Origin of the sequence: Bradyrhizobium sp. HKCCYLS1011 (assembly GCF_051167795.1) — a bacterium.
Lineage (GTDB): Bacteria > Pseudomonadota > Alphaproteobacteria > Rhizobiales > Xanthobacteraceae > Bradyrhizobium.
In genome coordinates, this window is sequence record NZ_JBNPTT010000010.1 from 177,531 (window position 1) to 196,568 (window position 19,038).

Here is a 19,038-nt window from a genome sequence, read left to right on the forward strand (position 1 = left end):
AGGCGTGCCAGGATCAGGCGAGAAATCTTTGTCGCCGCGGAGATTATGGTTAGCAGTCGGTAAACGCGCCGCGGATGTCGCGCTCGTGCCGGCGCAGCAATTCGCGCAGCTGTTGACGGCCTCGTTTGAGCAGAGACTCCACCGCGGCGATCGTGGTGTCCATCACGTCGGCGATCTCGCCGTTGCTCATGTTCTCGTGGTACGACAGGATCACCGCAAGGCGCTGCTGCTCGGGCAGCCGCAGCATGGCGGCCTCCAGCAGATCCTTCATCTCGGCGCGCTCGATGACGCTGCTCGCGTCGGGCTTGGAGTCCGCCACCTCGGGAACGACATCGACATTCTCGGTACGCGGCTTGCGCCGGAGATCGATGCAGCGATTGCTCACCACGCGATAGAGCCAGGTCGAGAACTTCGCGCGGCCGTGCTGCCAGCGACCCCGATGCGTCCAGACCTTGAGCATCGTGTCCTGCACGACGTCCTCAGCATCGGCAGCGTTGCCGACGATCCGCAAGGCGATCGCGTAGGCTCGGTCGATGTGGCGCTCGACGAGATCGCGAAAAGCCGCCTCATCTCCCGTCGCCAGTCGATCGAGCAGTTCCTTGTCCTCGTCGAACACACCGCCATCGAAAGCAGGCGTACTGTCCGGCACGATCGCAGCCGACTCTTGCCAAGGCACCGTCGCAGCTTCGGACGAGGCCGGCTCCTTGGCGGCCTCACAGTCGGCAGGAGCCCAGACATCAAGCGCGTAGCTCATTCCCCAATCTCCAACCCGCAGCGCCGAAAGCGCACATTCCAAACCGCTTCCACCCCTTGAACGCCGCAAGCGAACAAGTCAGGCGAACTATTTTCATTATTTTTCAAAGGGTTATGAGGAATGTTTTGCCCACCTGCGGGCAAAAAATGCCGGACAGCGTGCCGCCGCCATCCAATCAGAGACCGAGCATAGGTTTTAGTCCGCATCGCAGGACATTCGTTTGGAAGCAAAGATACAGCAGGAAACGCAGCTGTTACGCGAACTTGACGCGGCTCACGCCGCAAGCACATGAGCCAAAGATGATCAGTTGCGCTGGGCAGAGGTTCGCGCGCGGCGATCTTTTGCACCCGGCAATTTTTTCCGAATCATCATTTTGAACCTATCCGATTTTTTGAATCTGTCAGTCGCTGTGCGCGTTGTTTTTTGAATCGCGCCATGAATTTTTTGAAATGTGAGCGCCTGATTTCGCATCCCCGACCGTTGATAGCATAGGGAGCGGGGAATTTCGCAAATGAAAGTCGCAACGGTCGGCGCAGCGCGTCGAGCGAAGTTTGTTGCTGCGTGTTCGTTCGATGTTTTTGATACTTTTATAGTACGCGCCTGCACCACGCCGGACGGCGTCTTTGAAAGAGCTTATGAGCTCTCCGGTTTGTCTGAAACGCATCCGAATGTTGCAGAGAATTTCGTTCAACATCGCATCAGCGCCGAAGCACGCGCCCGCAACGAGGCGAAAGAAAAGCGCGGATCAGCCGAGGTCCGCATCGCGGATATCTATTCTTTCTTTCCTTTCAGACTGTTCGGCCTCGATCGCGAGGCGCTGAACGATCTTGCCGTCGCCGAGTTCCGCGCCGAGCTCGACCTTTGTCGCGCAAATTCGGAAATGCTTCAGCAATATTTGGAAATGAAACGTCAGGGCTTCCGCGTCGGCTTCATCTCGGACACGTATTGGAGCACGAAGCAGCTTGCCCATTTGTTGCGCAATTGTCGCCCCGATCTCAGCTGGGATTTTCTGTACGCCTCGTGCGAGCACGGCCACAGTAAGAGCGAGAAGCTGTTCGCCAAATATCTGACCGAGCAAAAGATCGACCCGGAGAGGTCGTTTCATATCGGGGACAATGAGCGGGCTGACATCAAGGGGGCGCGCCGGCACGGCATTCGGCCGCGCCACTATCCGCAGGCGAGCGCTCAATTGGCGTCGAAGCTGCAGAGAGAAGCTTCGCTGTTCGAGCTGTTGTCGCCGGGCCGGCCGTCCCGGCTGGACCATGGCATCCGCACCCTGCGGCGCGTGGTTGCGGCTCAGACCGCAGAAAGATCTGCCGCCTGCCACCTCGGCATGACCGTGGTCGGTCCGGTGATGGCTGCGTTCGATGCCTTCGTCGAATCCCGCTGCAACGATTTGCGCAAGAGTGGTGGAACGGTCTCCATCGCCTTTCTTGGGCGCGACGGTTTCCTCGCGCATCGCATCCGGCAAAATGAGCCTGACGCGCACTATGTCGAGGTGAACCGCCGTGTGGCGATGATCGCCTCAGCCGATACGCTGCAGCCGCTTCGCGACTTGCTCGACAGGATACCGGCCATCGATGCGCACAGCTTTGCCGGCATCACCAAGATCCTGCCCGCGGCGGTGGCCGACTTCTTCGCCCGGAGTCCGAACGGCGTGGTCAAGGGCGCTCAACTTGCAGAAGCCCTCCCCGACCTCATAAGCCGCCGCGAGAGCGCCGAGCTCGCCGCTGGCATGCGGTCGCGGCTGCTCACCTATCTGCGCAACGCGATTCCCGATTTCGGCTCCTGCACCGATCTCGTGCTAGTCGACCTCGGCTATTCCGGCAGCGTGCAGAAGGCACTGCGCCGCGTCTTCGATCGCGAAGGCATCAAGATCAGGCTGCACGGCATCTATCTGCTCACGCTTGACGACGCATTCCATGATCTTGCCCGCGGCGACAGTGTCTGTGGTCTTATTTCGGATCTCATCGTGACCCCGCACATGAAGCGCGCGTTGCTGCGCAACGTGTCGCTGCTGGAACAGCTCTGCAGCTCCCCGGAAGGCTCCGTCCGCGACTATCGCGATGGCACCGTTCTGCACGAGCCCAATCCGATTCCTCCTGACCAGCTCGCCCGGATTGCCGAGGTCCAAGCTGGGGCGATCGCGTTTGCGGCGGCAGCGCGAGACCTGGCCACAACTTATCGGCTGCAGCCATTCGCGCCTTCGGATGCCTCGGCACGTTGGACGGCTGCGACGCTTGCACGTCTGCTGATGCTGCCTGATGACGATGAGCTCGCCCTGCTCGGCGACTTCCAACACGACGTCAATCTCGGCACTGAGACGCTGCAGCCGCTGATCGACCGCCCATCCGTCGACAATCAGCTGATTGCGCGCGGCCTCGGCTTCGCGTGCGCCGTCCGCGACCTGCCGATGTGGCTCGCCGGAAGCTTCGCCGCGATCTCGCCCGCTCATTCCTATCTGTACACGCTGTTCGGCGCCAACCGGCTGCCGGCGGACGTGTTCGGCGAGGCGGCCTGCGGCTCGCTTGAGATTGGACTCTTCAAGGCCGATGGCTCCGCATCGATGGAATCCATCACCGTCCACCGGACAGGGTTCGGCGACGTCAGGCTGCGCATTGCCGTATCGCGCGCGATGAACGTCGCAATGATCGTGCTCCCGCTCGGCAAATTCGCCCAGGCGGGAATCCTGCATGGCGTTGTCGTTCAGACCGGAGCGACCGTTGCGGATGCGGCCGTGTCGCCCGACGTGGCTGCACTTTCCGATGACAGGCTGGTGTTTGCAGAGCTCGAGCGCCGTGGCCGCCAGTACCAGGCGCTGACCGAGGACGGCAGCCTCATCATTCCGGTCGCGGCCCTCCATGGCGAGGTCAGCGTCTACACCGTCGCCCTGACCTCGCTCAGCCATGATCGAATCCTTGCGCCGCAGGCCGCGCCGGACGTCGTTGCCTGGAGAATGCTCTCATCACAGCTCGCCGAGCAAGGTGCCGCGCCAACGGCATGATGGATCCGCCTGATTTCGTGTCGTGATCCGTTTGAGCTGGAAGGAGAATGGAGCATGATGCGCAGCACCACGGACCGGACCAGCGACGCCACGACCAAACTCGCGCAGCTCCTGCTGTCGAACGGAGCGAAGCTCGGCGCTGCTCAATTGCGCCGGCTCAGCTGGCTGGCGCGCAGCTTCGGTCCCGCCGCGGTGTGGGGAAGCGGCGCGCATGCCGGACAAGGCCGCGTCGTCGTCGTGATCGACCCGCCGAGCGGTGCGGGCGCGGAGCTATTGTATAGCTCGCTGACCTCGGACACCACGGTCGTCATCCCCTTCGGCGAAAATCCTGCGTTCGATTTCCTGAAGTCGAAGCTGACCGAATTCGGGACTGTAGGGGCGTGCGGTGCCGATGGCCCGCATGCGCTGTGGTGGGGCGGCCTGCGCTGGCGGCCGCCGGCTGATCCGATCAACGCGGCGGCACTGCGCGTGGTGTCCTGCTATCCGCGTGCGCTCGGCGAAATCAGAGCCTATCACCTGAAACGCTCGCTCGATCGGCTCGGATTGCCGTTCACCATCGAGGCGATCGATACCATTCACGACGACCGCCTGCTCGCATCCGAAAAGGCCGACTTCATCCTGCGCATGTGGAAACGACACGATGAGCCGCTGCTGTTCGTCGATGCCGATACGATGCTGCAGGCTTTGCCGTCCCTGCTGGTCGAAGCGGACGGCGATTTCGCGGTTCACAAATGGAACGGCTGGGAGATGTCAACGCGCACATTGTATTTCGGCCGCTCGACAGCCGCCGAAGCGATGCTGCTGACTTGGCAGGAGCTGACCCATTCCTATGTCGCCGTTTGGGAGGGCTATCTGCTCGACCAGGCCTGGAGCCTGACATCGTCGCAGATGCCGCTCGACACCGTCTGGCTGCCCCGCCCCTATCACGCCGTGGCGGGAGAAGCCGGCGCCAGGCGCGCGACGGTCGTCCATAACCTCGCACCGACCACCGCCGATCTCGGCCCGGATCCTGACTTTGCCGATGCAGTGCGCAGGGCGCGGCGCGCCGGCCGTAGCGGCGCACGGGACTCGCTGATCGTGCTGAACTCGACGGCCACATCGGACAAAGCGATCACGGTGATCCTGCGCGATGTCGAAGCGGCGGGCGCGCGTGCCACCGCGGCGAGCCTCCAGGCCGTGACGCGCGCGTTCACCGCCGACTGCGGCGGCTTCGCACGGCTCGAGGTGTCGCTCTGCCCATGGCAGGACGATGTGCGTGTCGCAAGAGAGGCAGCATTCCTCGCCCACAACAAAGTGGTCGAGATCGATCCCGCGCAGGAGCTGCCGAACGATCTGTTCCGCACGCTCGCCGCGTCGGAGACCAAAGGCCGGTCCGTCAATGTAACGCGCTATCAGCGCTGAATCCGGAAACATCCATATGCTCAAGACGATCATTGTTCTGACCGGCAGCCGCGACCAGCAGATGGCGCTGACCGAACTGCTCAAGGCGCACAATCCGGCGCTGTCGTTCCGGTGCGCCGTCAGCTTGGCGGAGCTCGAAGCTATCGAACCCGAGGTGCTCGCTGACGCGCGTCTTGTCGCGTTCACGACGGGCGTCATCGTCCCCGCGCACATCCTCGATGCGCTTGGGTACGGCGCCTACAATTTCCATCCGGGTCCGGCGGACTATCCGGGCTGGGCGCCGGCGCATTTCGCACTTTACGATGGCGCCAAACAGTTCGGCGCGGTAGCGCATGTGATGGAAGCGCGGGTCGATTGCGGCGCCATCGTCGGCGTCGAAGAGTTCGACATCCCCGACGGTGTCGATGTGCGCGGCCTGGAGCAGATGGCCTTCGTGCGGCTCGCTTACCTGTTCTGGCGCATGTCGCGCGAGATTGCCTGCGAAAGCACGCCGCTGGCGGTGCTGCCGATCGCCTGGAGCGGCATCAAGAGCACGAAGCAGATGTACGCCGCGATGTGCGACATGCCTGCCGACATCGCACCTTCCGAGATGAAGCGGCGCATCCGCGCCTTCCATGACGATTTCCGCGGCATTCCGCTGACGGTGACGCTGCACGGCGCGCGTTTCCAACTCGCCGGCGCGGCCACGCCGAAACCGATTGCACCGGCCGTCGAGGCGCCGCCGCTCGCGCTCGCCTCCTGATCAACGCCTGAGCGGCTTGAGCGCCGCATCGCACAGCCGCGCCTCCCAGCCATGACGCTCCAGCTCGGGATCGTCATGCTCCTCCTCCGGCCAGCCGACGCACAGATAGGCCACGAGGCTCCAATGCGGCGGCAGGTCGAGCGACCTGCAGGCCGCGTGGGGATCGAGGATCGAGACCCATCCGACGCCAAGCCCTTCGGCCCGCGCCGCGAGCCAGAAGGTCTGGATTGCGGCGACGACGGAATAGCGCAACATCTCCGGCATGGTCTTGCGTCCGAGGCCATGGCCCGTCTCGGCCGCTTCGTCGGCGCAGACCACAAGATGCACCGGAGCCTGGGTAAGCCCTTCCAGCTTCAGCCGCGCGTAGATCGCACGGCGTTCGCCGTCATAGCCCTCGAGCGCAGCCTGGTTCGCCGCCTTGAAATTGGCCACGATTGCTGCGCGGCGCTCCGCATCTTCGACCAGCACGAAGCGCCAGGGCTGGCTGAAGCCGACCGACGGCGCGTAGCATGAGAGCGCGATCAGCCGTTCGACCAAGTCCGGACTCACGGGTGCCGATCGGAAGCGGCGCACATCACGCCGCCACCGCACCAGCTCCGCAAAACGAGCTTTGAACGCCGCATCGAATTGCGGCGGATCGCGCTTCGTCTCACTGCGCTTGGTTTCACTCATGGCGCTTCTCCACTGATGACGTGAAGGAACGATCCGCTGACTGATCCGCGACGCGCCCCTCGCTCCGTGATGGCGTTGCCGGCCGCATCACGGCAATCGATCAGGGGCTCGTCAGCCTCGGCCAAGATCGACGCGTAGTGAAATTCATGTCCGTGGACGATCGCACCGGGTTGACCCAGTCCGCAAGCAGCAAGCAGCCGCGCGCGGCGATAGCCGAGATGGAGGCGCCGTTTCGCAAAGGAGGTTTCGAGCGACAGCAGGCCTGCCATGGCATGGCGGTCGCCATGTGCATCCTCGAGCCCGTTCCCCAACACCATGTAGCCGCCGCATTCGCCGTGGATACACGCGCCGCTGTCGGCCGCATGGCGCAGGCCGCCAAGAAAGCGTCGCGCAGCGGCCAGGCGTCCGGCATGCAGCTCCGGATAGCCGCCGGGCAACCACACCGCATCCGCGGATGGATCAGGCGCCTCGTCGGCGAGTGGCGAGAACGTGATGATCTCGGCGCCGGACTCACGCCAGTGGCGGATCAGATGCGGGTAGCTGAACGAGAACGCGGCGTCGGACGCCAGCGCGATCCGCTGGCCCGGTGGCTTGATCCCAGCACCGATCGGTTGGTCATCACGCGGCTCAACTAGCATGGGCCGCGCCAATGCGCTGATGGCATCGAGATCACAGGATTCGCTGATCCGGTCCGCGAGCCGATCAAGATGCGTCTCGATCGATCCGATTTCCTGCGCCTGCACCAGGCCGAGGTGACGTTCCGGCAGCACGAGTTGCTCGTCGCGGGCCAAGGCCCCCAGCAACTTGAGACCTACGCGATCGAAAGCAGGTTTGATCAGGGCGCGATGCCGTTCGCTGGCGATCCGATTGAGGATCACGCCCGCAATGGTGATGTCCTCGCGGTAGCGGGCGCAGCCGAGCGCGACGGCCGCGGCCGTTTCGGTCTGGCCGGAGACATCGACGACCAGCACCACCGGCCAGCCCAACAAGGTGGCCAGATCGGCCGCGGATCCCCTGCCCGCCCGACCCTCCGCCGGCGCGCCATCGAACAGGCCCATGACGCCTTCGACGATCGCCAGATCGGAATCGGCCGCCGTGTCGCGTGCCAGCCGGCGCAGCTGCGGCGCTGTCATCGCCCAGCAGTCGAGATTATAGCTCGTCCGCCGCGCCGCCATCGAATGGAAGGCGAGATCGATGTAATCAGGCCCGCACTTGAATGGCTGAATCTGCCTTCCGCGCTGGGCCAGCGCCCGCATCAGCCCGAGTGCGACCGTGGTCTTGCCGGCGCCGGAGCGCGGCGCGGCGAGGATCAGCCCCTTTGGTGCCGCCGAGGTCATGGCTACGGTACCGTCCCAACACGGCAAACTGTGCTATGCGATCGGTGATGACCGAAACCGCGGGAGCGCCGGAACGACCCCTGAAGCGTGGCTGGACCACAGGCAGCTGCGCCACCGCGGCTGCGCGCGCGGCCTATGAGTTGCTGGTCACTGGAACCTGCCCCGCGATGGTCGAGATCGCATTGCCCAGCGGTCAGCGCGTGAGCTTTGCGGTCGCCATGCATGAGGGCAACGAGAGTACCGCCACCGCTGGTATCATCAAAGATGCCGGCGACGATCCGGACGTGACCCACGGCGCATTGATCAAGGCGTCCGTGCAAGTTGGACCGGACGGTTCGGGGATCGTCTTCCGGGCTGGCCCAGGCGTCGGCACCGTGACAAAGCCGGGTCTGCCGCTGCCGCCAGGCGAGCCCGCGATCAATCCGGTGCCCCGGCAGATGATCAGCGCATCGATCCGCGAAGCTGCGGCGCTGCTGAACGGGCCAGACGACGTGACCGTCGAGATTTCCGTTCCAGGCGGCGAGGAACTCGCCAAGAAAACGTTGAACCCGCGGCTCGGCATCATCGGCGGCCTGTCGATCCTCGGCACCACCGGTATCGTCATTCCCTTCAGCTGCGCCGCCTGGATCCACTCGATCTATCGCGGCATCGACGTCGCCCGCGCGTCGGGGCTTACTCACATTGCCGGCGCGACAGGTACGACCTCCGAGAAAGCCGTGCAGCAGCTCTACCGGCTGCCCGATGCCGCGCTGATCGACATGGGCGATTTCGTCGGCGGCATGCTGAAATATCTGCGCCGTCATCCGGTTGCGCGCATCACCGTCGCCGGCGGCTTCGCCAAGATGACGAAGCTCGGCCAGGGCCTGCTCGACCTGCATTCGCGTGCCGGCGAAGTCGACCTTGCCTGGCTTGCGGAGACACTGCATGACGCGGACGCGCCTGATGCGCTTGTGACCCTCGCGCGCGGCGCGAACACCGCGCTGCAGGTTCTCGACGAAGCCAAGCGTTTGAACTTCCCTGCAGGCGATGTCGTTGCGCACGCGGCATGGAGCACGGCGCGCCGTGCCCTCGGCGACGACGGCATTTTGCTCGATGTCGTCGTGTTCGATCGCGCCGGGCAGCTGGTCGGACAGTCGAGCGGCGCAGATCATTCGCCTCTCCCGCGAAAACGCCGCTGATAATCGGCGTCATAGAGGGCACTCTCGCGAAAATCCTGCGCCGCCAGTGCCTGGCCAACCAGGATCAATGCGGTGCGCTCAACCGGATCCGACTGCATGATCGCGGCAATGGTCTCGAGCGTGCCGGTGACGATGCGCTGCTCCGGCCAGCTTGCACGATAAACGACAGCGACGGGGCAGTCCGCTCCATAATGCGGCAACAGCTTGGCTACGACCTTGTCGAGCACATGGATCGAGAGGTGGATCGCGAGTGTCGCGCGCGACTGCGCAAACAAAGAGAGCTGCTCGCTCTCCGGCATCGGCGATGCCCGGCCTGAGGTCCGCGTCAGCACTACGGATTGCGCCAAGCCCGGCAAGGTCAGTTCGCGCCCAAGCACGGCAGCAGCGGCAGCAAAAGCCGGCACGCCGGGCGTGACCGTGAACGGAATCCCAAGCTGCTCTAGCCGTCGCACCTGTTCACCAAGCGCGCTCCAGATCGACAGATCGCCCGAATGCAGCCGCGCGACGTCTTCGCCAGCGGCGGTCGCGCGCGCCATTTCCGCAATGATCTCATCGAGCGACAGCGGAGCGGTGTCGATGATGCGCGCGCCGGGCGGACAGTGATCGAGCAGCGCCTTCGGCACCAGTGAGCCGGCATAGAGATAGACCGGACAGCGCGCGATCAGATCGCGGCCGCGCACCGTGATCAGGTCCGGCGCGCCAGGGCCGGCACCGATGAAATGCACGGTCATATCGTCCCTCCCGCACGAACGAGCCCATCGCCTTGCGCCAGCGCGCAGGTCGCGGATGCATTAGCAATGCGCGGCAAGAGCAGGCGCGCATGCGCGCCAACAGCAGCCAGCGCGGCCGTCTCCGCCACCGATGGTACGCCTTTCAGATGCTGCACGCGCGCACTGTTGGTCGCCGCGAGATGCGAGACGCCGGCGAGCTCACTCGCGACGATCCCGACCAGCGGGCGTCCAAGCCGACGCGCGCACGCAATGATACCAGCCTCCTCAGCCTTCGCGCTCTCGGTCGCGACAACTTCGATGGCGTCAACCTGCAGCGCGGCCGCAGCGAGAGCCTCGACGATCAGCGCTGCGATGTCGTCAGCCGATGCGTTGCGACGACAGCCGATGCCAAGCGCAATCATGGCTTGGTCACCCGCCATTGCGTCACCGGCATCGCCGGCTTCCAGCCATGCATGCTGCCGACCGGTTTGACATGCGCGATGGCAATGCGGACCAGTTCGCCGCCATGCTGTTGAAACAGGGTTGTGAGCCGCGCCTCGCCTTCAAGCGACACCACATTCGCGACCAGCCGGCCGGCCGGCTTCAGCCGCGACCACACGATTTCGAACACACCTTCGTCGGAGATGCCGCCGCCGATGAAGACCGCATCAGGCGCGTTCAGATCGTTCAGCGCAGCCGGTGCCGAGCCAACGATGATCTTGAGGTCAGGCGTACCCAGGGCGAGCGCATTGCGCGCCGCGCGGTCGGCACGATCCTGCCGCGCCTCGATCCCGATCGCACGCAGCGACCCATGACGCAGCAGCCACTCGATCGCGATCGACCCGGCGCCCAAGCCGACGTCCCACAGCAATTCGCCCGGCCGCGGCGCGAGCGCCGATAGCGTCACAGCGCGGATATCGCGTTTGGTCAGCTGCCCGTCATGCTCGAACAGCTCGTCGGCAAGACCCGGCGCAAGGCTGATAATCGGCGCATCGGGATCGGCGACCACCTCGACAGCGACCGTTGCCAGCGCATTGATATCCGACCGGTCAAAATCCGCAGCGAGCGCGCTGCTTAGGCGCTGCTGCGGTCCGCCCATCGCCTCCAACACTGTCACGCGCGAGCCGCCCATGCCGCGCGACGACAGCAAACTCGCAAGCTTCCTTGGCGTCGAACCATCCCAGCAGAGCGCAATGATCCGCGCACCGGGACTGAGATGACGAATGATGCCCTCGAGCGCCCGGCCGTGCAGGCTGATTTGTGTCACGTCCTGCAGTGCCCAGCCGAGCTGGGCTGCGGCCAGGCTGAAAGCGGATGGTTGCGGCAGGCATAGGATTTCATCGGCGCCAAAGCGCGCGACAAGCTGCTTGCCGACCCCATAGTTGAAGGGATCGCCGCTGGCGAGCACGACCACGGCCTCGCCTCGCCGCGCTGCGATCTCATCGAACGCAAGATGCAAGGGGCTCGGCCAAGCCAGCTGCTCACCCGTGATCAGGGAGCGCGCAAGTTCAAGGTGGCGGGCACCACCGGCGACAAGCGAGGCGCTCGCGACCAGCCGGCGCGCGAGCGGCGATAGACCATCGGCGCCATCCTCGCCGATGCCGATGATGGACAGCCAGCGCGTCGCGTTGCAAGTTGCGCCGGAGCTCATCACGGACAACGCCCTCCATGCGCATTCTCATTCTCGGCGGCACCACCGAAGCCTCGGAGCTGGCGCGCCTGCTGGCCGGCGATGCCCGGTTCCAGCCGACACTGTCGCTCGCAGGCCGTACCACCTCGCCAAAGCCGCAGCCGATCCCGACGCGCATCGGCGGTTTCGGCGGCGTCGCCGGACTGGAGGCTTGGCTGCGCGACAACGCCATCGCCGCCGTGATCGATGCCACCCATCCCTACGCCGCGCAAATCTCTGCACATGCGGTCGCTGCGTGCCGTGCGGTGTCGCTCCCTCTGGCCTCGATTGTCCGGGAGCCTTGGCGCCGCGAGGATGCCGACCGATGGATCGAGGTCGACACGCCGCAAGACGCCGCGGCTGCGCTCGGCGGCGAGCCGGCGCACGTCTTTCTCAGCCTCGGCCGGCTCGAGCTCGCCGCTTTCGGCGCGGCGCCTCAGCATCACTATATCGCCCGCACCATCGATCCGCCCGGCGACGTCCCGCTGCCGCCTGACATCCGGTTCGTCTATGAGCGCGGACCGTTCGACGATGCCAACGAAGACGCCTTTCTGAGGCGCGAACGCATTCAAGCCGTCGTCTCGAAGAACTCCGGCGGTGCAGCGACCTATCCAAAAATCGCGGCCGCGCGCCGGCTGCAGATTCCCGTGGTCATGATCGCGCGTCCCGACAAGCCGGGCGGTGTGCCCCTCGACGGCGCGCAGGCCGCTCTGCGCTGGCTGAAGACGCTGCTCGCGCATCACGGATGATCCGTCTCGCGGCGCGGCGTGTAGATCCAGGGCGCCTTGCCGTCACGACTGATGAGACGGGTCGCCGACGATCCGATCAGCACCAGCGTGCGCATATCCGCCTGCGACGGATCAACGTCGCCAAGCGTCGTCACGGTGCGGCTGACATCGCCGGTCCCGGCTGCGCGCACCATCACAATGATCGTCGAAGACGGCTTTGTCCGACGCAGGATCTCAAAGGCCTCCCCGAGCTGATGAGGACGTGCCTTCGAGGCGGGATTATAGAGCGCGATGACGAAGTCGCCGGCGGCCGCCGCCTCCAACCGGCGCGTGATCGTCGCCCAGCTCTTCAGATTGTCGGACAGCGAGATCGCACAGAAGTCGCCGCCCAATGGTGCGCCGACTTCGGCGGCGGCCGCCAGCATGGCGGTCACGCCGGGCTCAACCTTGATATCAAGTCGACGCCATTCTAACGGACCGGCCTCGACCGCTTCGAACACCGCCGCCGCCATCGCGAACACGCCGGGATCACCGCCCGAGATGACCGCGACGTACCTGCCGCCTGCAGCAAGCTCAAGCGCGTGCCGGGCACGCTCAAGCTCGACACGATTGTCGCTCGCATGGCGGCGCTGGCCTTCCACCCGCGTTGCGATGCGATCGAGATAGGGCCCGTAACCGACCAGGTCGGTCGCGCGCGCAATCGCGTCTGCCGCGGACGGGGTTATGAGTTCGGACCGTCCCGGGCCGAGGCCGACTACCGTGAGCGTCCCCGTCATAGCTGACGTCCCTGGCCCGGGATCAGGACCATCGAGAAATAGGGTCCCCGCTCGTCGTCGCATGCCGACAGCGGCACGATGCGCTGCCCGTCCATGGTGCCGCGCTCGACATAGAGCGCGCGCGCGAGCAGCCCGGCGCCTGTCACCGCGCGCTTCACCTTCGGCAGGTTGCGCCCGACCTTCATGATGACAGCCGCCTCGCAGCGCTGCAGCCGGTCGCACAGGACGTCTTCGGCCAGCGTGCCAGGCAAGACGGACAAGATATCGTCACCCCAAGTGATCGGCACGTTCGCCTGGGTCCAGCAGCCGGACATGCCGGTCACGCCAGGCACAACCTCGACCGGGAAATCGCGATCGAGCCGCCGCCACATATGCATGAACGAACCATAGAAGAACGGATCGCCTTCGGAGAGCAGGCCGACCGAGCGGCCCGCCTGCAGGTGCGCGGCAATGCTCTCGGCGGCGCGACGATAGAAGGCGGCAATCTCGGCCTGATAGGCGGCGTCCGCAACCGGCACTTCCTCGGTCACGGGATATTCCAGTCGCAGTTCGTGGCGCGATGCGTCCATCAAGGGAGCGACGATACGGCGAGCGTTTCCTTCAAGCCCGCGCTTGGCAAAGAAGCCGACCACATCGACCGAGCGGACCAATCCGGCCGCGCGCAAGGTGAGGTAGCGCACGTCACCGGGACCGACGCCGATGCCGTAGAGTGTTCCGGCCTCAGCCCTGCCGGCGATGGTGTCGAGCAGGCTCATTCGGCATCGCTCGCAATCGCATTCACCGCGGCCACGGCCATGGCGCTGCCGCCCTTGCGTCCCCTGACAATCAGATAAGGCAGGCGGCCATCGGCGGCCAACGCCTCCTTGGATTCCCTGGCGCCGACGAAGCCGACGGCGGTGCCGATCACAGCCGCCGGCCGCGGTGCGCCAGCGTCCAGCATGTCCAACAGGTGAAACAACGAGGTCGGCGCATTGCCGATCGCGACCAGCGCGCCCGCCAGATGCGGACGCCACAATTCCAGCGCCGCCGCCGACCGCGTGGTGCCCAGCCGCGTCGCCAGCGCGGCGACTTGCGGATCGTCGAGCTTGCAGACGATCTCATTGTTGGCCGGAAGCCGCGCGCGGGTGATGCCCTGCGCCACCATCTTGGCATCGCACAGGATCGGCGCGCCGTGGTTCAGCGCCGCCCGCGCCTCCGCTGCAAAGCTCTCCGACATCTCGATATCGGAGGTGATCTCGACCATGCCGCAGGCATGGATGATGCGCACCGCGATCTTCTCTTCCAATCCGCGAAAGCGCGACAGATCGGCCTCGGCGCGGATCGTGGCAAAGGAGCGCCGATAGATCTCGGCGCCATCGCGGATATAGTCGCGCGCGTCAGACATGAGCGCCCTTCTCCTGCATCAGCAGCGCATGGCCGGCTGTCGCGATCTGGGCCGGGTCCAATTCAGCAAACGCGCCGTCCTTCACCGTTCCCTGGCGGACGACCCGGTAGTGGTCACCATCACCGATGAAGACCAGGTCCGCGAGCGCCGACCGCGCGCAGCCCTTGGCGCAGCCAGAGACGTGCAGCGTGCCGGAAAAGCCGGTGCGCTCGGCCATGTCGGCCAACACGCGCGCATGCTGGCGCGTCGCGAGCGTCGTGGAGCTGCAGCATCCGACGCCCGAACAGGCGTCGATGCGCGTCAACGGATCGGCGTCATCGACGATGAAACCAGACCCGCGCGCGAAAGCGAGCAGATGCTCGCCATCCGCGCGGTTTACAATCCCTGCATAGAACGTTCGCCACGGCGAGAGGCGCAGTTCGGCAATGCCAAGGCGGGCCAATTCGCCGGCGAGTTCCGACGTGACCTCGCTATCAAGACGGCCAAAGACCGCTCCGAGGCCAACTGCATAAGTACCGTTGGCGAACGCGATCAGGCCACGCGCTTGCGAGCCGACCTGCCTGACATTCGCGATCGAACGATCAAGCGGCCGCAAGCCAAGCTCGGCGCGAATGACCGCGACCGCCTCGGATGGCAACGCGCGCGCCCGGCCGGTCGGACTCTGCTTCAGGATGGCGAGCGCGAGCCGAACGGCAATCGCGTCGGCGTCCGCAGCAGCCGTTGCGCCAAGCCATTCGAGCCCGTCCGGACCGTCAAGTCCGATTGCGATCGATGCGTCACCACAAGCGACCAGGTGGATATCAGCCTCGAGCTGCAGCAACGGAAGACGTCCGCCACCGTCGAGCAAGAAGCCGAATTTGCCCGGCAGCCGCCGTACCCCTGCATCAGCCGCCAACCGGCGTTCGAGCGCGCGCGCAAGCGGACGCATGTCGAGGATTTCAGTCGGATCAAGCCCGGCCAACGGATTGACGGCGACGTTCCTGATCGCCTCCCCTTCGGCATCATCGTCGAGCAGATCGAGCGACGCCAGCACGCTCCACAAGGGTGCAAGCGTCTCGGCGGTCACCCCGCGAAGCTGCAGATTGGCACGCCGCGTCAGGTCGATCTGGCCGTTGCCGAACCGGGCAGCCGCATCGGCCAGCGCTGCGAGCGCGCCAAGCGGCACGCTGCCGGCATGCGGCCTGACGCGCACGACGAGACCGTCCCCGCTCTGCATCGGCCGTCGTGCGCCGGGACACCATCCCTTGATGGCGACGGAGCCCGTCATGTCTTCACCTCCGCGCGGCTCGCGCGTGCCGCGATCGCAGCGAGCTCATCCGCGACAGCATTGCGGCGCGGAACCCACAATCTGCGGCGTCGCGCGTCTTCCAGGCGCGAGACGATGGAAGCCACTGCCGCCGGATTACGATCCAGCATCGCCTCACACACGGACGCGTTGCTCAGCAGGGCCGCGTGAGTCAGCTCGAACAGATGGCCAGGCACGGTGTCCGAGGTGGCTGCAAAAGCATAGAGCGCGTCCACGCCCTGCGCGATCTCGGCGACGCCGCGATAGCCATGCGCGAGCATGCCGGAAATCCAGCGCGGATTGGTGAGCCGCCCGCGCACCACGCGCGCGATCTCCTCGGATATCGCGCGCGCCTTTGGCGCGTCGGGCCGGCTGGTGTCGAGATGCAAGAGCGCTGGCGAGGCGCCCAGCGCGGCTGCCGCGGCCGCGAAGCCACCGGCGAAATCGGCAACCTCCTCGCCATCGAGCAGATCGCGCTCGCGGTCATCCTGCGGATGCACCAGCGCATCAGCGCTGCGGACGCGGTCGCGGAAGGCTGCCTCGTCTTGCGCAGCCTCATGCGCACCGCCGAAACTGTGGCTTGCAGCTGCGAGGTAGGCTTCGCCCAGTTGCTCGCGGTTCTCCCACGCCGTTCCGAGGACAAGGCTCGCAGTCACGGCACCGTAAGTGCCGGGAGCGCCGCCGAACACCCGCGCCAGGCTGTCGCCGCGCCGCTTCGCCGCTGCGAGCGGATTGTCGGCATCATCTTCATCGCGGGCCGCGACCGTCTGCACGGCGAGATCGAACAGCGCGATCTGCGCTTCGAAGATGTCGCGAAACAGGCCCGAGATGCGCAAGGTCACATCGATGCGCGGCCGATCCAACGCAGCCAGCGGCAGCACGTCGATGCCGGTGACGCGGTTGGAATTGAGGTCCCAGCGCGGTCGCGCACCGAGATAGGCCAGCGCCTGCGCGAGATCATCGCCACCGGTGCGCAGCGAGGCCGAGGCCCAGAGGTCGAGCACCAGCGCGCGCGGATACTCGCCATGGTCCTGCAAATAGCGGCGGATCACCTCGTCGGCGGCGCGGGCGCCGACCACGGCGGCCGTGCGGGTCGGAATCGCGCGCGGATCGATCGCGGTGAGATTGCGCCCGGTCGGCAGCACGTCGAGCCGGCCGCGGCTCGGCGCCCCCGCAGGGCCCGCCGCCACGCGCCGGCCATCGAGTGCGGCGAGCAGCGCTGCGCATTCGGCGCGTGCGCTGTCGCGGATCGCCAGATCGATCCGGCTGCGATCATGCTCTCCACCGGCGGAGGCGATGGCATCACCGAGCAGTCCGATTGCAGCGTCATCCGGCGCACGGCCGAACACGTGCAGACGGTCGCGCACCGCGAGCTCCTTGATGTCGCAGAGCTGCGCATCGAGCTTCGCGATCGCCTCGCGTCCGCTTGCACCCTGCTCCAGGCCGCAATCCGCAGCCAGACCATTGGCCCAGGCGCGCGCGACGATCTCGTCCTCCAGCAGGCTCACACGGCGCTTATCGAGCCCATCGGCTTCGGCGTATTCCTCGACCAGGCCTTCGAGTTCGAGCAGCGGACCGTGCAAGCCGGCCTGCGACAGCGGCGGCGTCAGATGGCCGAGCGTCACCGCGCCAAGCCTGCGCTTGGCCTGCATCGCTTCGCCCGGATTGTTGACGATGAAGGGATAGATCACCGGCAGCGGTCCAAGCACGGCCTCCGGCCAGCAACTCTGCGATAGCGCCAGCGCCTTGCCGGGCAGCCATTCCAGCGTCCCATGGGCACCAAGATGCACCAGCGCGTCGATCCGCTCGGCTTCGCGCAGATGCGCGTAGAGCGCGACATAGGCATGGCGCGGCGGCACTGTGGTGTCGTGATAGCCCGCCTTGCGATCGGTGTGCGCCCCGCGATCGGGCTGCAGCAGAATCAGGGCATTGCCGGCGCGCAGCACCGGGAAGCGGAAGGCGCCATCGACAAAGGCCGGATCGGACTCGGGCGCGCCCCAGCCTTGCGCAAGTTCGCGCGGCAAATCGTCCGGCAAGGCCGCGAGAGTCTGCTGATAGATCGCGATGGGCACGGCAAGCTCGGCGGCCTCGCCTCTCAGCAAGGCTTCGATGTCGGCCGCGCTGGGAAGCGCCGCCCCGAGATCATAGCTCTGCTCGGCGAGAAGGCGGGTGATCTCGGCCGCGCTTTGCGATGTATCGAGGCCGACGGCATAGCCGCGGCGGCCGCCGCGCGCCGGATAATCCGACAGCATCAGCGCGAGCCGGCGCTTTGCAGCCGGCGTGGACCGCAAACGGCACCAGCCCGCCGCGAGTCGCGCGACGAAAGCGATGCGATCGGGCTGCGGCACGTAGCTGATAGCCCCGAATTCGAGCCGCTCGTCGAGGGGCGCTTCGCCCTTGAACGCGATGGTGCGCGCGAGCAGCCGCCCGTCGAGCTCCGGCAGCACCACGTTCATGGCGAGGTCGGTCGGCGACAGGCCGCGTGCCGATGCGGCCCAGGCCTGCTCGCTGCTTTGGGCTTGAACGATCTGCAGCACCGGCACATCGGCAACATCGAGCGCGGTGGTGCCATCCTCGCGCAACGCCGAGAATGCGGTGGCATTGAGCACGACGGAGGGCCGTCGTGCCGCGACCAACCGCTCCAATCCGTCCGCAACATCAGGGTCCTTCAGGCTGGTCACGGCGACGGCGACAGATGCAAGCCCCTCAGCTTCAAGCGCGACTTGCAGGGCTGCGATGGCCGCGGTGTCGGCGGCGAGCAGGCTCGCGCGATAGAACACGATCAGGGCGCAGGGACTGGTGTCGCGGGTAAGGCACAGCTCCTCGGTCGCAACGGCGCCGCGGCCAGCGACGAATCCGACGACAGAGCCGATTGCGACAGGCTCGGCGAATGCTGTCGGACGTCCGAGCAGCGAGTTCAGATAGCGCAACGCCTCGCGCGCATTGGCCACGCCGCCCTCGTGCAAATAGCCATAGAGTCGCGCAGTGACGTCGAGCGGCAAAGTGGAGAGCGCATCCAGGCGCTCGTCCGTGCGATCATCGCCGGGGAGAACAGCAAGCAGGATGCCTCGGCTCCGGCACAGTGCGGCAAGGCGCTCCAGCCCGTAGCGCCAATAATCGAGACCGCCGAGGCAACGCACGACGACGGCACGCGCCGCCACGACGACGCGGTCGAGATATAGATCGACCGACATCGGGTGCTTGAGCCGCTTGAGGCTGGCAAGCCGCAAGCTCGGCAACTCTTCTGCGCCTGCCCGCCATGCCTCGGCCAATGCCGAGAGATCGCTGTCAGAAAACGACAGCACCACGATGTCCGCGGGCGACTGCGCGAGATCCACGGCCTGTTCGAGGTCGTCGAGCGCGGCACCTGATGTCGCCAGGAGATGCATCGGCCTCGC

16 protein-coding genes and 1 pseudogene are annotated in these 19,038 nt (G+C 65.9%); 6 read left to right on the forward strand and 11 right to left on the reverse strand.

Features of this window, described 5'->3' with window-relative positions:
• Positions 1-49: 49 nt before the first annotated feature.
• Positions 50-754 carry an RNA polymerase sigma factor gene (locus ACQR1W_RS30195; protein WP_434854176.1) on the reverse strand — a complete coding sequence of 235 codons (705 nt, stop codon included), beginning with the start codon at positions 752-754 and terminating at the stop codon, positions 50-52.
• A gap of 901 nt (positions 755-1,655) precedes the next feature.
• Between ACQR1W_RS30195 and ACQR1W_RS30200 the strand changes: the two are divergent.
• From ACQR1W_RS30200 to ACQR1W_RS30215, 4 genes and pseudogenes are all read left to right on the forward strand, one after another.
• A pseudogene (locus tag ACQR1W_RS30200) lies at positions 1,656-1,847 on the forward strand (hypothetical protein); the annotation flags it as partial.
• A 96-nt stretch (positions 1,848-1,943) separates the two neighbouring features.
• The gene (locus tag ACQR1W_RS30205; RefSeq protein ID WP_434854311.1) at positions 1,944-3,758 is read left to right on the forward strand and encodes a hypothetical protein; all 1,815 of its coding nucleotides are present in this window, start codon (positions 1,944-1,946) and stop codon (positions 3,756-3,758) included.
• Positions 3,759-3,812: 54 nt separating this feature from the next.
• On the forward strand, positions 3,813-5,159 hold the full coding sequence (locus ACQR1W_RS30210) for a hypothetical protein (RefSeq protein ID WP_434854177.1): 1,347 nt from the start codon (positions 3,813-3,815) through the stop codon (positions 5,157-5,159).
• 16 nt (positions 5,160-5,175) lie between these two features.
• Positions 5,176-5,901: a formyltransferase family protein gene (locus ACQR1W_RS30215; RefSeq protein ID WP_434854178.1), complete on the forward strand. Its 726-nt coding sequence runs from the start codon at positions 5,176-5,178 to the stop codon at positions 5,899-5,901.
• Here the strand turns inward: ACQR1W_RS30215 and bluB are convergent, their stop codons facing one another.
• Both bluB and ACQR1W_RS30225 read right to left on the reverse strand, forming a co-directional pair.
• On the reverse strand, positions 5,902-6,573 hold the full coding sequence (gene bluB, locus ACQR1W_RS30220) for a 5,6-dimethylbenzimidazole synthase (protein WP_434854179.1): 672 nt from the start codon (positions 6,571-6,573) through the stop codon (positions 5,902-5,904). It abuts the gene before it with no gap.
• A complete protein-coding gene (locus tag ACQR1W_RS30225; RefSeq protein WP_434854180.1) occupies positions 6,570-7,910 on the reverse strand; it encodes a cobyrinate a,c-diamide synthase in 1,341 nt (446 codons plus the stop codon). Before ACQR1W_RS30225 ends, bluB begins: the two co-directional genes overlap by 4 nt.
• Before the next feature lie 47 nt (positions 7,911-7,957).
• Between ACQR1W_RS30225 and ACQR1W_RS30230 the strand changes: the two genes are divergently transcribed.
• Positions 7,958-9,088, forward strand: coding sequence for a cobalt-precorrin-5B (C(1))-methyltransferase (locus ACQR1W_RS30230; protein WP_434854181.1), 1,131 nt, complete (start codon positions 7,958-7,960; stop codon positions 9,086-9,088).
• Here ACQR1W_RS30230 and cobM read toward each other — a convergent pair.
• Genes cobM through cbiE form a run of 3 tightly spaced genes read right to left on the reverse strand, consistent with a single transcriptional unit; the run spans position 9,058 to position 11,452 of the window.
• Complete coding sequence (gene cobM, locus ACQR1W_RS30235; protein ID WP_434854182.1) at positions 9,058-9,819, reverse strand: precorrin-4 C(11)-methyltransferase; 762 nt, start codon at positions 9,817-9,819, stop codon at positions 9,058-9,060. The two genes, ACQR1W_RS30230 and cobM, sit on opposite strands and share 31 nt — an antisense overlap.
• Complete coding sequence (locus ACQR1W_RS30240; protein ID WP_434854183.1) at positions 9,816-10,220, reverse strand: cobalamin biosynthesis protein; 405 nt, start codon at positions 10,218-10,220, stop codon at positions 9,816-9,818. The genes cobM and ACQR1W_RS30240 overlap by 4 nt, the downstream gene beginning before the upstream one ends.
• Positions 10,217-11,452, reverse strand: a complete 1,236-nt coding sequence (cbiE, locus tag ACQR1W_RS30245; protein ID WP_434854184.1) for a precorrin-6y C5,15-methyltransferase (decarboxylating) subunit CbiE — start codon at positions 11,450-11,452, stop codon at positions 10,217-10,219. The genes ACQR1W_RS30240 and cbiE overlap by 4 nt, the downstream gene beginning before the upstream one ends.
• Before the next feature lie 14 nt (positions 11,453-11,466).
• Here cbiE and ACQR1W_RS30250 point away from each other — a divergent pair, with 14 nt between their 5' ends.
• Positions 11,467-12,216: a cobalt-precorrin-6A reductase gene (locus ACQR1W_RS30250; RefSeq protein ID WP_434854185.1), complete on the forward strand. Its 750-nt coding sequence runs from the start codon at positions 11,467-11,469 to the stop codon at positions 12,214-12,216.
• On the opposite strand, the gene cobJ is transcribed toward ACQR1W_RS30250, so the two are convergent.
• Genes cobJ through cobN form a run of 5 tightly spaced genes read right to left on the reverse strand, consistent with a single transcriptional unit; the run spans position 12,207 to position 19,029 of the window.
• On the reverse strand, positions 12,207-12,971 hold the full coding sequence (gene cobJ, locus ACQR1W_RS30255) for a precorrin-3B C(17)-methyltransferase (RefSeq protein WP_434854186.1): 765 nt from the start codon (positions 12,969-12,971) through the stop codon (positions 12,207-12,209). The genes ACQR1W_RS30250 and cobJ overlap by 10 nt on opposite strands.
• Positions 12,968-13,726: a precorrin-2 C(20)-methyltransferase gene (locus tag ACQR1W_RS30260; protein WP_434854187.1), complete on the reverse strand. Its 759-nt coding sequence runs from the start codon at positions 13,724-13,726 to the stop codon at positions 12,968-12,970. The genes cobJ and ACQR1W_RS30260 overlap by 4 nt, the downstream gene beginning before the upstream one ends.
• On the reverse strand, positions 13,723-14,355 hold the full coding sequence (locus ACQR1W_RS30265; RefSeq protein WP_434854188.1) for a precorrin-8X methylmutase: 633 nt from the start codon (positions 14,353-14,355) through the stop codon (positions 13,723-13,725). The genes ACQR1W_RS30260 and ACQR1W_RS30265 overlap by 4 nt, the downstream gene beginning before the upstream one ends.
• On the reverse strand, positions 14,348-15,622 hold the full coding sequence (cobG, locus tag ACQR1W_RS30270) for a precorrin-3B synthase (protein WP_434854189.1): 1,275 nt from the start codon (positions 15,620-15,622) through the stop codon (positions 14,348-14,350). Before cobG ends, ACQR1W_RS30265 begins: the two co-directional genes overlap by 8 nt.
• Entirely contained in the window at positions 15,619-19,029 is a 3,411-nt protein-coding gene (cobN, locus tag ACQR1W_RS30275; protein ID WP_434854190.1) for a cobaltochelatase subunit CobN, read from the reverse strand. Before cobN ends, cobG begins: the two co-directional genes overlap by 4 nt.
• Positions 19,030-19,038: the final 9 nt, after the last annotated feature.

Bases quoted from the DNA above. Each gene is read 5' to 3' on its own strand.
- ACQR1W_RS30195 (WP_434854176.1), bottom strand. From the start codon at position 754: ATGAGCTACGCGCTTGATGTCTGGGCTCCTGCCGACTGTGAGGCCGCC.
- ACQR1W_RS30210 (WP_434854177.1), top strand. From the start codon at position 3,813: ATGATGCGCAGCACCACGGACCGGACCAGCGACGCCACGACCAAACTC.
- ACQR1W_RS30215 (WP_434854178.1), top strand. From the start codon at position 5,176: ATGCTCAAGACGATCATTGTTCTGACCGGCAGCCGCGACCAGCAGATG.
- bluB (WP_434854179.1), bottom strand. From the start codon at position 6,573: ATGAGTGAAACCAAGCGCAGTGAGACGAAGCGCGATCCGCCGCAATTC.
- ACQR1W_RS30225 (WP_434854180.1), bottom strand. From the start codon at position 7,910: ATGACCTCGGCGGCACCAAAGGGGCTGATCCTCGCCGCGCCGCGCTCC.
- ACQR1W_RS30230 (WP_434854181.1), top strand. From the start codon at position 7,958: ATGACCGAAACCGCGGGAGCGCCGGAACGACCCCTGAAGCGTGGCTGG.
- cobM (WP_434854182.1), bottom strand. From the start codon at position 9,819: ATGACCGTGCATTTCATCGGTGCCGGCCCTGGCGCGCCGGACCTGATC.
- ACQR1W_RS30240 (WP_434854183.1), bottom strand. From the start codon at position 10,220: ATGATTGCGCTTGGCATCGGCTGTCGTCGCAACGCATCGGCTGACGAC.
- ACQR1W_RS30250 (WP_434854185.1), top strand. From the start codon at position 11,467: ATGCGCATTCTCATTCTCGGCGGCACCACCGAAGCCTCGGAGCTGGCG.
- cobJ (WP_434854186.1), bottom strand. From the start codon at position 12,971: ATGACGGGGACGCTCACGGTAGTCGGCCTCGGCCCGGGACGGTCCGAA.
- ACQR1W_RS30260 (WP_434854187.1), bottom strand. From the start codon at position 13,726: ATGAGCCTGCTCGACACCATCGCCGGCAGGGCTGAGGCCGGAACACTC.
- ACQR1W_RS30265 (WP_434854188.1), bottom strand. From the start codon at position 14,355: ATGTCTGACGCGCGCGACTATATCCGCGATGGCGCCGAGATCTATCGG.
- cobG (WP_434854189.1), bottom strand. From the start codon at position 15,622: ATGACGGGCTCCGTCGCCATCAAGGGATGGTGTCCCGGCGCACGACGG.
- cobN (WP_434854190.1), bottom strand. From the start codon at position 19,029: ATGCATCTCCTGGCGACATCAGGTGCCGCGCTCGACGACCTCGAACAG.